Source organism: Pseudomonas lini (genome assembly GCF_030812475.1).
GTDB lineage: Bacteria > Pseudomonadota > Gammaproteobacteria > Pseudomonadales > Pseudomonadaceae > Aquipseudomonas > Aquipseudomonas lini_A.
Window position 1 is genome coordinate 1 of the sequence record NZ_JAUSSR010000017.1, and the last position, 14,447, is coordinate 14,447.

Annotated in this window: 14 protein-coding genes and 1 pseudogene; 5 read left to right on the top strand and 10 right to left on the bottom strand. The window is 61.4% G+C overall.

All coding sequences use genetic code 11. The annotated features are described in order from the left end of the window. Nucleotides 1-131: pseudogene (locus tag J2W17_RS26630) on the bottom strand (electron transfer flavoprotein subunit beta/FixA family protein); the annotation flags it as partial. A 549-nt stretch (nucleotides 132-680) separates the two neighbouring features. Here J2W17_RS26630 and J2W17_RS26635 point away from each other — a divergent pair. Beyond that, nucleotides 681-2,345, top strand: a complete 1,665-nt coding sequence (locus tag J2W17_RS26635) for an electron transfer flavoprotein-ubiquinone oxidoreductase (protein ID WP_307341799.1) — start codon at nucleotides 681-683, stop codon at nucleotides 2,343-2,345. Nucleotides 2,346-2,469: 124 nt separating this feature from the next. On the opposite strand, the gene J2W17_RS26640 is transcribed toward J2W17_RS26635, so the two are convergent. Next, nucleotides 2,470-3,360 (bottom strand): AraC family transcriptional regulator, encoded by an 891-nt coding sequence (locus tag J2W17_RS26640; protein ID WP_307341802.1) that lies wholly within the window; start codon nucleotides 3,358-3,360, stop codon nucleotides 2,470-2,472. 204 nt (nucleotides 3,361-3,564) lie between these two features. Between J2W17_RS26640 and J2W17_RS26645 the strand changes: the two genes are divergently transcribed. Further along, entirely contained in the window at nucleotides 3,565-4,617 is a 1,053-nt protein-coding gene (locus tag J2W17_RS26645; RefSeq protein ID WP_307341807.1) for an NAD(P)-dependent alcohol dehydrogenase, read from the top strand. Here J2W17_RS26645 and J2W17_RS26650 read toward each other — a convergent pair. From J2W17_RS26650 to J2W17_RS26675, 6 genes are all read right to left on the bottom strand, one after another. Then, the gene (locus J2W17_RS26650) at nucleotides 4,614-5,417 is read right to left on the bottom strand and encodes an IclR family transcriptional regulator (RefSeq protein WP_307341810.1); all 804 of its coding nucleotides are present in this window, start codon (nucleotides 5,415-5,417) and stop codon (nucleotides 4,614-4,616) included. The two genes, J2W17_RS26645 and J2W17_RS26650, sit on opposite strands and share 4 nt — an antisense overlap. A gap of 60 nt (nucleotides 5,418-5,477) precedes the next feature. Continuing rightward, nucleotides 5,478-6,788 carry an MFS transporter gene (locus J2W17_RS26655; RefSeq protein WP_307341813.1) on the bottom strand — a complete coding sequence of 437 codons (1,311 nt, stop codon included), beginning with the start codon at nucleotides 6,786-6,788 and terminating at the stop codon, nucleotides 5,478-5,480. A gap of 171 nt (nucleotides 6,789-6,959) precedes the next feature. Beyond that, the gene (gene dgoD / locus J2W17_RS26660; RefSeq protein WP_154853602.1) at nucleotides 6,960-8,108 is read right to left on the bottom strand and encodes a galactonate dehydratase; all 1,149 of its coding nucleotides are present in this window, start codon (nucleotides 8,106-8,108) and stop codon (nucleotides 6,960-6,962) included. A gap of 44 nt (nucleotides 8,109-8,152) precedes the next feature. Next, nucleotides 8,153-8,773, bottom strand: a complete 621-nt coding sequence (locus tag J2W17_RS26665; protein ID WP_307341818.1) for a 2-dehydro-3-deoxy-6-phosphogalactonate aldolase — start codon at nucleotides 8,771-8,773, stop codon at nucleotides 8,153-8,155. 19 nt (nucleotides 8,774-8,792) lie between these two features. Continuing rightward, nucleotides 8,793-9,785, bottom strand: a complete 993-nt coding sequence (locus J2W17_RS26670) for a 2-dehydro-3-deoxygalactonokinase (RefSeq protein WP_307341821.1) — start codon at nucleotides 9,783-9,785, stop codon at nucleotides 8,793-8,795. Between the two features lie 223 nt (nucleotides 9,786-10,008). Further along, nucleotides 10,009-10,491 carry a GNAT family N-acetyltransferase gene (locus J2W17_RS26675; protein WP_064676430.1) on the bottom strand — a complete coding sequence of 161 codons (483 nt, stop codon included), beginning with the start codon at nucleotides 10,489-10,491 and terminating at the stop codon, nucleotides 10,009-10,011. Nucleotides 10,492-10,689: 198 nt separating this feature from the next. Here J2W17_RS26675 and J2W17_RS26680 point away from each other — a divergent pair, with 198 nt between their 5' ends. From J2W17_RS26680 to J2W17_RS26690, 3 genes are all read left to right on the top strand, one after another. Then, on the top strand, nucleotides 10,690-11,028 hold the full coding sequence (locus J2W17_RS26680; protein ID WP_307341825.1) for a hypothetical protein: 339 nt from the start codon (nucleotides 10,690-10,692) through the stop codon (nucleotides 11,026-11,028). A gap of 53 nt (nucleotides 11,029-11,081) precedes the next feature. Continuing rightward, nucleotides 11,082-11,336, top strand: a complete 255-nt coding sequence (locus J2W17_RS26685; protein WP_307341828.1) for a hypothetical protein — start codon at nucleotides 11,082-11,084, stop codon at nucleotides 11,334-11,336. A gap of 101 nt (nucleotides 11,337-11,437) precedes the next feature. Next, nucleotides 11,438-11,818 (top strand): Rho termination factor N-terminal domain-containing protein, encoded by a 381-nt coding sequence (locus tag J2W17_RS26690; RefSeq protein ID WP_307341831.1) that lies wholly within the window; start codon nucleotides 11,438-11,440, stop codon nucleotides 11,816-11,818. A 133-nt stretch (nucleotides 11,819-11,951) separates the two neighbouring features. Here J2W17_RS26690 and J2W17_RS26695 read toward each other — a convergent pair whose 3' ends face one another. Continuing rightward, the gene (locus J2W17_RS26695; RefSeq protein WP_307341834.1) at nucleotides 11,952-12,881 is read right to left on the bottom strand and encodes a PfkB family carbohydrate kinase; all 930 of its coding nucleotides are present in this window, start codon (nucleotides 12,879-12,881) and stop codon (nucleotides 11,952-11,954) included. Then, entirely contained in the window at nucleotides 12,874-14,340 is a 1,467-nt protein-coding gene (locus tag J2W17_RS26700) for a purine-cytosine permease family protein (RefSeq protein ID WP_307341837.1), read from the bottom strand. The genes J2W17_RS26695 and J2W17_RS26700 overlap by 8 nt, the downstream gene beginning before the upstream one ends. Nucleotides 14,341-14,447: the final 107 nt, after the last annotated feature.

Here is a 14,447-nt window from a genome sequence, read left to right on the forward strand (position 1 = left end):
TCCACTGCGATTTCGCAGAACGGGTTCATCGACATCTTGACGTTGGCGAGGTCGACGCCGGAATTGTCCGCCTTGACGCGAACCTTGACGTTGTAATCCACAACGCGTTTGACAGCTACAAGAACCTTCATGGATTCCTCGTTACTCTCCGGTGAAAAGAAGTCGCCTAGGCGAACCTGGCGGTTTGTTACTCATCGGCGCAAGGGCACCTCTAAAAACGCTGGCAGGTGAATCAGGTGAACCTTGCTCACGAGGTTGAAGACCGTTCGTCAGGGGTGACCGACGAGTCATTCGTTATCGCGGCGTGTAAACTGCGCCCCGGGGGTCGCAAACGCATCACCTTGAACGTGCCACCGCCCTGTCTTTAGAGGTGCTCTTGAAACCTACAGTCAGCCTACGGCGAGCGCAAAACCGCCCGTATCTTGACCGGAACACCTATTCCGGTCAATACGGCAAAATGGCCAGTCATTAGCCGCGTGACTTTGATTTCTCTGGCTTTGCGCCGATTCAAACAAACGTTTGTATTGGACGCTGGGAGTGGTGTAGATATAATGCGCCACCTTAGAGAGAAAGGTGGTTTATTCGATTGTCCTTTTCCTGCCTCGCGCAGGCATTCATGGATGCGACACCCAACCTCCAATTAGAAAAAAAACTGTTGAGCCTTGAGTAGGAGATAACCTGTGGAACGCGAATACATGGAATTCGACGTGGTCATCGTCGGTGCCGGCCCCGCGGGTCTTTCCGCCGCTTGCCGCTTGAAACAGAAGGCCGCCGAAGCCGGTAAGGAAATCAGCGTCTGCGTGGTCGAAAAAGGCTCCGAAGTCGGCGCACACATTCTTTCCGGCGCGATCTTCGAACCCCGCGCCCTGAACGAACTGTTCCCGGACTGGAAGGAACTCGGCGCGCCGCTGAACACGCCGGTGTCCCGCGATGACATCTTCGTGCTCAAGAACGCCGACAACGCGCAGAAAATTCCTGACTTCTTTGTGCCCAAGACCATGCACAACGAAGGCAATTACATCATCTCCCTGGGCAACCTGTGCCGCTGGCTGGCCCAGCAGGCCGAGAACCTCGGTGTGGAGATCTACCCTGGCTTCGCCGCTCAGGAAGCGCTGATCGACGAAAACGGCGTGGTGCGCGGGATCATCACCGGCGACCTGGGCGTCGACCGCGAAGGTCACCCCAAGGAAGGCCTGTACACCCCGGGCATGGAACTGCGCGGCAAGTACACGCTATTCGCCGAAGGTTGCCGCGGCCACATCGGCAAGCAGTTGATCAAGCGTTTCAACCTCGACAGCGAGGCCGACGCCCAGCACTACGGCATTGGCCTGAAAGAAATCTGGGAAGTCGACCCGGCCAAGCATCAGCCAGGCCTGGTGGTGCACACCGCCGGTTGGCCGCTGGACATCATGGGCACCGAGAACACCGGCGGCTCCTTCCTTTATCACCTGGAAAACAACCAGGTGGTCGTGGGTCTGATCGTCGACCTGTCCTACAGCAACACCTTCCTGTCGCCCTTCGACGAGTTCCAGCGCCTCAAGCATCACCCGGTGCTCAAGCAGTACCTGGAAGGCGGCAAGCGCATCAGTTACGGCGCGCGGGCCATCTGTAAGGGCGGCCTGAACTCGCTGCCGAAAATGGTGTTCAAGGGCGGCGCGCTGATCGGTTGCGACCTTGGCACCCTGAACTTCGCCAAGATCAAGGGCAGCCATACCGCGATGAAGTCCGGGATGCTCGCTGCGGAATCCGTGGCTGACGCACTGTTCGCCGAGAAGGATGGCACTGAAGAGCTGACCACCTACGTGGACGCGTTCAAGAAGAGCTGGCTCTACGACGAATTGTTCGCAAGCCGTAACTTCGGCCCGGCGATCCACAAGTTCGGCGCGATCGTCGGTGGTGGTTTCAACTGGCTCGACCAGAACATCTTTGGCGGCAAACTGCCGTTCACCCTGCACGACACCAAGCCGGATTACGCGTGCCTGAAGCTCGCCGCCGATTGCAAGAAGATCGATTACCCGAAACCAGACGGCAAAATCAGCTTCGACAAACTCAGTTCGGTGTTCATCTCGGGTACCAACCATGAAGAAGAGCAGCCGTGCCACCTGAAGCTGACCGATCCGAGCATCCCGATCGCCAAGAACCTGCCGATGTACGATGAGCCTGCCCAGCGTTACTGCCCGGCCGGTGTGTATGAAGTGGTGACCAAGGAAGACGGCGAGAAGCGCTTCCAGATCAACGCCCAGAACTGCGTTCACTGCAAGACCTGCGACATCAAGGACCCTGCACAGAACATCACCTGGGTGGCGCCGGAAGGCGCTGGCGGGCCGACTTATCCGAACATGTAAGTCGCATCGCTGAACACCAAAGGCTCCCGAAATGGGGGCCTTTTTTGTTGCCTGCGATTCAAGCCACACTACAAAACCCTTGTAGGAGCCGGCAAGCCGGCTCCTGCAGGGGATTTGCGGTGTGTCAGGCGGCGCGTTCGTCGCCTGGGCTGCGCTCGAAGTAGCGCTTGTACTCACGACTGAACTGCGACGTGCTCTGATACCCCACCCGGTGCGCCGCCTGGGCCACGCCCAACCCCTCGCCCAGCAACAACTGCTGGGCCCTGAGCAAACGCAAACGCTTCAAATACTGGACCGGTGACAACAAGGTGCTGCGCTTGAAATGCTCGTGAAAGGTCGACGCACTCATGTTCGCGCAACCGGCCAGGGTGTCGACGTTCAACGGCTCGGTGTAATGCGCATGCAGATGACTGAGCGATGCCGCAATCCGGGCGAACTGGCCCTGCTGCTCGACCAGTGCCCGCAGCACATCGGCTTGTGGCCCGCGCAAGGCGACGAACAACAATTCGCGCAATCGGGCCTGGCCCATCACCTGGCATTCCAGCGGATCGTGCAGGCAACGCAGCAGCCGTTCCACACAGCCACGCATCGCGTCGTCGAGCACCGCCGAGGTCATGGACTCCGGCGTCTGTGCAGCAATCGTGCGTCCCGACACCAGCCCCATGGCCAACACCAATTCACCGAGCAGCACCCGGTCGATGGCGATGGACACCCCGAGCATCGGCCCGTCCGGCGCCGAAAACGTCTCGCACTCGAACGGGACCGGCAAGGCCTGAATCAGATAGTGCCCGGCACCGTACTCCAGGGTACGCGGCCCCAGATACGCCAGTTTGCTGCCCTGGGCGATGATGACCAGGCTTGGTTCATAGATCTGGGGGCCACGGGCCACATCGCAGCTGGCGCGCAACACCTGGACACCCGGCAACGCGGTGGGCGCGAAACCGTCGCGGGTGGTCAGCGGCTGGATCAATGAAACCAGGGTGGCATTGGCATCGAGATGACGGGTCAACAGCATGGGCCGCTCTTCACAAAAAAAATTGCAGAAAAAGTCGCGCAAATCGGGATGAAAGCATCATCGCAGGTCTGATGGCCAATGCGACTCCGCCGAGGCACATGCCGGAGGATTAGGCATGACACCCGTAGGAATCGCCATGGCCGGTGGCAGGCCCGACGCCCAAAATGCGCCACCTCACTTGTCACTGCTAATGCGAGGTTCCTCATGTACACCGCCATCGGATACGCCGCCCAATCGGCCACAACGCCCCTCGCCCCTGTGAAATTCGAGCGCCGCAGTCCTCGGGCGGACGATGTTGCCATCGATATTCTCTACTGTGGCGTTTGCCATTCCGACATCCACCAGGCCCGCAACGAGTGGGGCATTGCCGTTTACCCGCTAATGCCCGGCCACGAGATCGTCGGCAAGGTGACCGCCATCGGTACGAATGTCACCAGGCACAAGGTCGGCGACCTGGTCGGCGTCGGCTGCATGGTCGATTCCTGCCGCAGCTGCGAAGCCTGCCAGGCGAACCTCGAGCAATACTGCCTCGAAGGCCCGACCATGACCTACGCCACCCCGGACCGGATCGATGGCAGCAACACCATGGGCGGCTATTCCGACAGTATCGTGGTCAGCGAACACTTCGTGGTGCGCATCCCTGAAAAACTCGACCCGGCCAGCGCCGCGCCGATTCTCTGCGCCGGTATCACCACCTACTCGCCGCTCAAGCACTACGGGGTGAAGGCTGGCGACAAGGTCGGCATTCTCGGCATGGGCGGCCTCGGGCACATGGGCATCAAGTTCGCCAAGGCCATGGGCGCCGAAGTGACGCTGTTCACCCGCTCGGCAAGCAAGGCCGACGAAGCTCGGCGTCAGGGTGCGGACCACGTGATTGTGTCCACCGATGCCGAACAGATGAAGGCGGCGGCCGGTCATTTCGACTTCCTGCTGGACACCATTCCGGTGCAGCACGACCTCAACCCCTACCTCGACACCCTGCGGTTCGACGGCGTGCACATTCTGGTGGGCCTGATCGAACCGGTCGAGCCACCGGTGCATGCCGGCAAACTGGTGATGAGCCGTCGCGTACTGGCCGGCTCGCTGATCGGCGGCATTGCCGAAACCCAGGAAGTACTGGATTTCTGCGCCGAGCACGCCATCACCTGCGACATCGAAATGCTCGACATCCGCCAGATCAACGAGGCCTACAGCCGCATGATCGCCGGTGATGTGAAATACCGCTTCGTGATCGACATGGCGACGCTGAAGATCTAAACCTTCAGGCCCAACTCCGCCGACAGCCGGGCTGTAACCCCTTTGATCAAGGGGATCAGCTCGGACATTTTTTCCAGCGGCATGTAGGGCACGGTGCTGGCGATACTGATGCCAGCGACAATGCGCTTGCTGGCATCGCGAATCGGCGCCGCCACACAGCGGATCGACGGTTCGTTGTCTTCCAGGTCGAAGGCGTAACCGCCCGCGACATAATCGAACATGCGCTGCTGGAACTGTTCCCAGGATTGCTCCGGGTGCTGTGGCCAGAACTGATTTTTCCCACCTGCGGGCAGGCTGACTTCGTACAGCCGCCGCCATTCTTCCTGCGTGTCATCCAGCATCAGCGCTTTGCCGATCCCGGTACGCGCCAACGGCATGCGATGGCCGACCCGCGAACGCATCTCCGGGCCGTTGCGTCCCGGATTCTTGTGCAGGTACAGCACCTCGTCGCCTTCACGAATCGCCAGGTGAATGGTGTCGCCGGTCAATGCCGACAGCTCATCCAGGTACGGCCCGGCCAGGGTCACCAACGGCAGTTCTTCGCGAGCCTGAAACCCCAGCTCGATCAGCTTCGGCCCCAACAGATAGCCGATTTGCGGCACCACCCGCAGGTAACGCTCATCCACCAGGCAGCTGGCCAGGCGATGGGTGGTGCTGCGCGTGGTGCCGATCAGCCGGGCAATTTCCTTGAGATCACGGGCGCCACTGGCCACCGCCTGAACCACACCCAGGCCGCGAAGCAGTGTCTGGGTGCCGGTCGGCGCGGCGTCCTTGGCGATTTTCGGGGCGTCTTCCTGCATATCCAGCCTTTACCGTTGAGCGAGTGAACGGGCGGCATTATGGTCGCCCGACGCCTGCAACTACAACTTGATACGCTCGACCTTGCCCACCAGCAAGATGTAGGAAAGCGCGCCGATCAACGCCAGGACCGAGATATAGGTGATGGCCGGGGCAAACGAATCACCGGTGGCGAGAAAGCCGATGACGATGGGCGTGGTGATGGCCGACAGGTTGCCGATGAAGTTGAACACCCCGCCGGTCAGGCCCAACAAACGCGCCGGGGCCAGGGTCGACACCAGCGACCAGGTGATCGAGGCCAGCCCGTTACCGAAAAACGCCAGCGCGAGGAAGGCAATCACCAGCGGTGTCGACTCGACAAAATTGGCGCCGATGATCGAGGTGGAAATCAGCAGGCCGCCGATGATCGGCAACTTGCGGGCAAAACCCACCGTGTAGCCGCGCCGGATCAACCAATCAGAGAAGAACCCCGAGCACAACACCCCGACGAAGGCGGCGAGAAATGGCAGCGATGCCAGCAGGCCGGACTTGATGAAGTCCATGCCGCGATATTTCACCAGGTAGGTCGGGAACCACGTCAGGAAAAACCACAGTGTCGAGTTGAGGCAGAACTGGCCGAGGTAGATGCCCCACAACTTGCGTTTGGTCAGAACGATTCCGAGGTCGGTCCAGCTGAATTTCGCCTTGACCCTGGCTTGTTCGGCCTGGATATCCACCAGCCCGCCGCCCTCGCGAATCAGTTCGATTTCAGCCTCGTTGGCGCCCTTGAAATCCCGTGGTTCGCGATACACCGCGTACCAGATCACCGCCCAGAGAATGCCCACTGCACCGGTGCTGACGAACACCATGTGCCAGCCATATTGATGCTGCAACCAGGCCAGTACCGGGGTGAGGAAGGCCAGGCCGACAAACTGCCCGGAGGTATAGAAACCGATGGCGGTGGCGCGCTCACGCTCGGGAAACCAGGTGGTGACCACACGACTGTTGATCGGATACGCCGGCGCTTCCAGCGCACCGACCGCCATGCGCAAGACGAACAGTGCGATGAAGCTGGCCGCGAAGCCGAGCATCACCGTGGCGATCGACCACAGCAGCAGCGCGACGCTATAGAGAATCCTGGGCGGGACCCGATCCACCAGCCAGCCGCCGGGGATCTGCATGGCGGCGTAGGTCCAGCCGAACGCGGAGAAGATCAGCCCGACATGGATCGGATCGATGCCCAGGTCGCTGGTCAGAGCCGGGGCGGCAATCGACAGGTTGCTGCGGTCCAGGTAGTTGATCACCACGGTGATGAACAGCAGGACCATGATGAAAAAACGCTTGCGACTGGGCGTCACCAACGACGCCTGCCCGGTAAGGGTTTGCGGTTGCATGGGGGGCCTCTTTTTATGTTTGTTGAAGGCGGTCCAAAGACTGGCGCTGACCCCCTGTAGGAGCTGGCTTGCCAGCGAAAGCGTCCTGTCAGTCACATCAATGCTGAATGTGCCGTCGCCTTCGCTGGCAAGCAAGCTCCTACAGGGGATTTGCGGTGGGTCAGTGAGATTTCACCACTCGGCAAAACTGCCATCGGCATGGCGCCAGATCGGGTTGCGCCAGCGGTGACCGACGGCCGCGCGTTCGATCACGTATTCCTCGTTGATTTCGATCCCCAGACCTGGGCCGTTGGGGATCTTGACGAAGCCTTTGTCGTAGTCGAACACCCGCGGATCCTTGACGTAATCCAGCAGGTCGTTGCTCTCGTTGTAGTGGATGCCCAGGCTCTGCTCCTGGATGAACGCGTTGTAGCAAACGGCGTCCAGTTGCAGGCACGCCGCCAACGCAATCGGGCCGAGCGGGCAATGCAGCGCCAGCGCCACATCGTAGGCTTCGGCCATGTTGGCGATCTTGCGGGTTTCGGTGATGCCGCCGGCGTGGGAGGCATCGGGCTGGATGATGTCGACGTAACCTTCACTGAGTACACGCTTGAAATCCCAGCGCGAGAACAGCCGCTCGCCGAGGGCAATCGGGGTGCTGGTCAGCGGCGCCAGCTCCTTCAGCGCTTCGTAGTTTTCGCTGAGTACCGGCTCTTCGATGAACATCAGTTTGTACGGATCGAGTTCCTTCATCAGCACCTTGGCCATGGGTTTGTGCACCCGGCCATGGAAGTCGACGCCGATGCCGACGTTCGGCCCCACCGCGTCGCGCACGGCGGCGACGTTGGCCAGGGCCAGGTCGACTTTCTCGAAGGAATCGAGAAATTGCAGCTCTTCGGTGCCGTTCATTTTCACCGCAGTGAACCCCCGCTCGACGGCCTCTTTCGCCGCGCGAGCGGTGTCCGCCGGCCGGTCGCCGCCAATCCAGGAGTAGACGCGGATCTTGTCGCGCACCTGGCCGCCGAGCAAATCACTGACCGACACCCCCAGGGCCTTGCCCTTGATGTCCCACAGCGCCTGGTCGATGCCGGCCAGCGCGCTCATGTGGATCGCGCCGCCACGGTAGAAACCGCCGCGGTAGAGCACGGTCCAGATATCTTCGATGTTGCGTGGGTCTTTGCCGATCAGGTAATCGGACAATTCGTCGACGGCAGCCGCGACCGTGTGGGCGCGGCCTTCGACCACGGGCTCGCCCCAACCGGTGACGCCTTCGTCGGTTTCGATCTTGAGGAAGCACCAGCGCGGTGGAACGATGAAGGTGGTCAGTTTGGTGATTTTCATGTCGTCTCTCTTATTAGATGCAGCGCTCGCAGCGCCAGACTGTCTTAGCGAAGGGCTTTCCAGGCAGCCACATAAGCCTTGGCGTTAAGCGCCACGTCTTCAGGCGTCATGCCCGGTTTGAACAACCCGGAACCGAGGCCGAAGCCTTTGACGCCCGCGTCGATAAACACCTGCATGTTGTCCGGCGTGATACCACCGACTGGCGCCAGAATCGTTCCGGCAGGCAGCACCGCAAGCCAGGCTTTGACGACGGCTGGCCCCATCTGCTCGGCCGGAAACATCTTCAGCACGTCCGCCCCTTCGGCCAATGCGGCGAAGGCTTCGGTCGGCGTCGCCACACCCGGCGACAGGAACAACCCCGCCGCCTTCGCCGCACGCAACACCTTGGGATCGCTGTGGGGCATGACGATCACCTGGCCGCCTGCGGCTTTCACTTGCTCGACCTGCTCCGGCGTCAGCACCGTGCCCGCACCGATCAGGCAATCGGCAGGCAAGGTACGGCGCAGGATGCGAATGCTGTCGTACGGCTCGGGGGAATTGAGCGGCACCTCGATGACGCGAAATCCGGCGGCATACAGGACTTGCCCGATAGCCGCCGCCTCTTGCGGACGCAGGCCGCGCAGGATCGCGATCAGACCGTTTTGCGCCAGTGCTTGCTTGAGCATGTCAGACCTCCAGTCAGGTTTAACGGGATGGGTTTTCGGTAATCAGTCCGGCGGCGATCGCCAACCGCCACAACCCGCATTCGGTAGCCTGCTCGGCCAGGGTTACCCGGGCGAAACCACAGGCGTCGAGTGCCCGGGAGTAGCGAGCACATAATTGGGCGTTGCCGATAAGAATGATCGAGGGCAGGTGCACACTGTTGCGGCGCCGACGCTGCAGGTCGGCCAGGGCCGACAGCTCATGGCCGATCAACAGGCCGGACAGGTAATCCGGTTGGGCACTGGCGCTCAGTTCGCCGGTCAGCCCCAGGCTGCGGGCGCTGAACAGGGTCGACAGCGGACCGATCTCGCCATCCGCCGACAAGGCCACTTGCACACCGCGGTCGAAGGCGGCGCCATCGAAAGCCCCGCCGCGTTGCTGGGTGCGACCGAGAATGCTGTGTTCGCTGAGCACGGCGAAGATTTCGCCGGTCATGAAAGTATCGAAATGCACGATGCAGCCGTCGGCGACCTCCACCCATTTCGAATGACTGCCCGGCAGGCCGATCAATAGGTCGTCGCCGCCATCCAATGGCAGGTTATGCAGCACGCCCAGCACTTGGGTTTCTTCGCCGCGCATTACATTCGGCAATGGCGAGCGCTGGATTACGCCCGGCACAATGTGCACATCGACCCCACGAATACTGCGGATGGTTTGCAGGGAGGCGCTGAGACTGGCGACGTTTGCCGGGGTATCGCGATAGGCCGCTTCGCACCAGCCCTGGGCGCTGCCGACCATGCCGCAGGCAATCACGGGCACATCGGGCTGCGCGTCGAGCCAGTCACCGCAGGCCGCATCGAAGGCCAGTTCAAAACCATCGGTGCATTCGCGGCCGGCGATGATTCGTTGCGCTTTGGGCAGCTGCATGATGCCCGACGACAGCGAGCGCTGTTCGAGCACTTGGCCATCCGGGCCCAGTTTGTAAGCACGTAATGAGGTTGTCCCCCAATCGAGCGCGATCAATTGCGCCAGCATCGATTCACCTGTTTTGGTTATTGGCAGTGAGTGAGCTGGACTGTAAACCCGCGCCGGGAAAATCTCAATATATAAATACATATCCCACATACAGGGATAAAGACAAAAAAACGCAGCCTTCGACAGCGCCTACGCATTCGAGATACGCCGCACTAGTTGCGGTCGACCACGGTCCGTGCAGGGGTTGCAGAAGGCTGCGACCTTTTAAGCGTGACGCATATGCTCAGTTACCCTCGGCAAAATCCCGCAACACCGCCCCATCCATCCGATAACGCACCCACTCCTCCTGCGGCTGCGCGCCCAGGGATTTGTAGAATTCGATCGCCTGTTTGTTCCAGTCCAGCACGCTCCACTCGAAGCGCCCGCAATCATTGGCGCAGGCGATTTTTGCCAGATGGCGCAGCAAGGTCTTGCCCGCACCGCCACCGCGCTGTTGCGGGGTGATGTAGAGGTCTTCGAGGTACAGGCAATTGCTGCCAAGCCAGGTGGAATAGCTGAAAAAGAACACCGCGAAGCCGATCGGCGAGCCGTCGCGCAGGCAGATCAGACCGTGGGCCGTGGCGCCTTCGCTGAACAGACTGCGCTCGATGTCGGCGACGCTGGCGATGACCTCGTGACGGGCACGTTCGTAGTCGGCCAGTTCAGTGATGAAGGCGAGGATTTGCGGTGCATCGCTGGGGGTCGCCGGGCGAATCTCGATGGTCATGGACGTGCCTTCGTCAAAGTTGAAAACGCCATACTAAGTCCACGAGCGACGCTCGTCACATCAGAAAATCCCTTTGGCCAGGAGACTTGATCGGCGCCGCGGCAGGCCTGGACCGTTCGTCGTTCATCAGGCACCAAACCAGGTCGGCGGCTGACCAATATCCAGTAAGGACTCTCAATAGAAAATGGAGACACCAGCATGCTCACGTCCAGGTTGTCCGCCCTCGCTCTCACCGTCCTGATGTCCTCTGCCGCCTTCGCCGCCAACACTGTCTCCGGCACCGGTCCGACCAATCCGGTCGAAGGCCCGAAAGCACCCGCCATTCAAAGCACACCCGGCATGAACACCAACGGCACGGGCGTCGACAGCAGCCTGCCGCCCTCCACCGGCACTGACCCCCGGATTCAGGGCAACGACGCAGGCCGTCAAGGTGGCATGAACCAGCCGGACAGCCGGACACCCGATAACGCCGACACCGGCATCGGTTCGAAAACCACCACCGGTGGTTCCGGTTCCGAAGGCGGTGCCAGCCAATAGTTCGCCCACGCGACTGACGAGCAATACCTATCCACATCCATGAAGAGGTAAGCATGAACGTCGATAAAAACCTTGAGAAAGAAGTCCTCACCCGCCTGCTGCACGCCCACCCGAATGGGCTGGGCAAGGAGGTCCTGGACAATTACCGGGGGGAAAAAGTCGTGGCCAGCGCGCTCGCCACGCTGCAGGACCGTGGGTTGATTCAACATGGTCATGTGACCTGCAACGAAGCCGGTGAGCACTCGTTGAACTTGCCGATCAAACTCAGTGCTGCCGGGGTTGAAGCAGCACGCAAGCTGGACGTTTAAACGATGTAGGAGCTGGCGACGCCTGCGATCTTTTGATCTTCAAGCATCAAGGCAAAAAATCGCAGCCTGCGGCAGCTCCTACGAGCAGCAGGAGAAATCCCATGCCTCGTGGAAGCAAAGACAAGTACAGCGCCGAACAGAAGCGCAGGGCCGAGCACATCGAAGACAGCTACGAAAACAAAGGTGTCTCCAAGGATGAAGCAGAAGCTCGCGCCTGGGCGACGGTCAACAAGCAGTCGGGTGGCGGTGACCGCAAAGGCGGTTCCGGGCGCAAGAAACCGGCGAGTGCCAAGTCCGAAGATCGCAAGGAATCTTCCCGGCGCGCGGTGGCCAGCCGAGAGGGCCATTCGCGTAACAGCAAGGCTTCGCGCGATACCCAGACTGTGGACAGTTTGCGCAAGGAAGCCTCGGCGAAGAAGATTCCGGGGAGGTCGAGCATGCGTAAGCAGGAGTTGATCGAGGCGTTGCGCAAGGCGGGTTGACGCCCTGGTTTTGTGTTGAATTCAAGGGCCCCTTCGCGAGCAGGCTCGCTCCCACAGGGGATCTGCGTCTGACCAAATATTGGTGGCCAGCACAAAACCCTGTGGGAGCGAGCCTGCTCGCGAAAGCGATAGATCAGGCGCCGGAGATGCTACCGATCAACTCATCCACTTCAACAGCCCCAGGCGATGTCGCCGGCCCCCACCGGGTCACCGCCAACGCCGCAGCCGCATTCGCCCGCCGCGCCGCCTCACCCGCTGACAACCCCTGCGCCAACCCGGCCACAAACACCCCGGCATGCGCATCCCCGGCACCATTACTGTCCACCGCCTCGACCTTGAACCCCGGCACATGCCGATGCTCGCCGCGCCGACTGACCCAGCATCCTTGCGGACCATCGCGGACTACCGTCAATGCCTCGGCCGGCAGAAGAACAGCCAACCGGTCCAATGCCTCGCCGATGTCCGGTGCTCCGCTAAACCGCTGCGCCTCGACACTGTTGCTGGTCCATACATCAATGCGCGGCAGCAAGGCCTGCATCAGCGGCGCATCCGGCGACTCCACCAGCGGGCCCGGATCGAACACCACCTTGATGCCCCCCGGCAACGCCAGCACCCAATCCACCAGCGCCTGCGCCTTGCCGACCTGCAGCAGGCTGTAGCCACTGACGTAGACATAATCACCCGCCTCGGCCGTTACACTCGCCAGGTCCTCGGCGGTCAGCTCGCCCTCGGCGCCGATATAGGAGATGAAACTGCGCTCGGCCGACGCGTCCGTCACCGCAACGCACAGCCCGGTATCGTGCTCGGCGCGGTCAGCGATGCCGACGCGGATGCCTTGCGCATTCATGGCCTCTCGGGCCAGGTCGCCGAAACGTCCGGTACCGTGTCGACCCAGGTAAACCACCGACAACCCGTTACGCTGGGCGGCAGCCATCACATTGAAGCCGCCACCGGCTTCGAAACGGGCCGATTGCGCCAGCACGTCACCGCCCGGCTGAGGCAGCTTATCCACGGCCATGACCAGGTCGATGATGACCTGGCCGGTGTGCAGCAATCTAGGCATGAGCATTCCCGACCTGTGCGACGCGACGATCCTTCGCCCCACCGAGTACCAGGTAAATGCCACCGGCCACCACAAAGGTCACGATCCAGCCGAGGCCGTTATGCCCCAGCCACGAGTCGGACAGGAAGCCTTTGAACCATACGTTTTCTGCCGTCGTGCCGATGGTGGTGAAGCTCAAACCCAGCACGATCGCCACCGCCCACGCACCGAACGCACGCCACTCGACACCGCCGCGATACCAGTAGGCGCTGCTCGGGCTGACGTCCAGCAGGTCCTTGGGGCTGTAGTAATGGCGATGAATCAGGTCGACCACGAAGATCGCGACCCATGCGGTGATCGGCACTGCCAGCAGTGAAATGAAGGTAATGAATGGACCGTAGAAGCTGTCCGCGATCAGCATGAAGTAGATCGAACCGGCGAAGATCGCGACGATATCGACCACCACGGCATAGACGCGCTTGACCTTCAGGCCGAGGGTCAAGGTGGTCAAACCGGCGGAGTACACCGACAGGTTGTTCGACAGCAGCAGCCCGCCGAACGCAGTGATCAGGTACGGTACCGCCATCCAGGTCGGCAGCATGTCGCGGATCGCGACAATCGGATCGGTGGCCGAGGCCAGGTCGTTGTTGCCCACCGACAGCAGCCCGCCGAGGGTGATCAACAGTACCAGCGGGATCCCCGCACCGAACGCCGCCGACGCCACCACGCGCACGGCCTTGACGCTGCGGTGCTGGTAACGCGACATGTCGGCCCCGGCGTTGGCCCAACCGATGCCGGTGCCGGCGGCCATGGTGCCGATACCGATGATCATGGCGCTCAGCGGTGCCGGCGTGGCGTTGAACACGGCGCTCCAGTCGATGGTCGCGCAGAGAAAACCGCCCACCAGAATATTCAGCGCACCGAACACATAGGTCGCCCACTTCTGGATCACCAGCAAGGTGGCATGGCCGAGGCCGGAGACCGACAACGTCAGCAGCACGAAAATCGCGATGAACACCAGGGTCAACAGCGGAGCGCTTTTGGCTTCCACCGGCGAGCCGAACAGGATCGAACACAGCGACAGCAACACGAAGGCGGCCGTGGTGGTGTTGACGGTTTCCCAGCCCAGGCGCGACATCAATGAGACCAGGGTCGGGCCGATATTGCCGCGTACGCCGAAGATCGCTCGAGACAGGGTCAGGCTCGGTGCCCGGCCCCGACGGCCGGCGATGGAGATGATGCCGACCACCGCAAACGAACCGGCGGCGCCGAGGATCGCGACGATGACCGCCTGCCAGATCGCCAGGCCGCGAAACGCCACGAGGGTCGCCCCCAACGGCAGGCCGAGGATGGAAATGTTGGCGGCGAACCAGACCCAGAACAATTGCAGCGGATGACCGTTGCACTCCGCCTCCGGCACCGGTTCGATGCCCCGGGTCTCCAGTTGCCCGGCGCTTGGCCCGGCGGTCGATGAACTCATGAAAAAAATACTCCTGTTTGCCTTTGTTGTGGATGTGGGCAATTTCGGAAGACGAAACAACATCCCGGCGGTCCTGGCCGTATTCGTGCGTTCCATTGCGGGTGAAA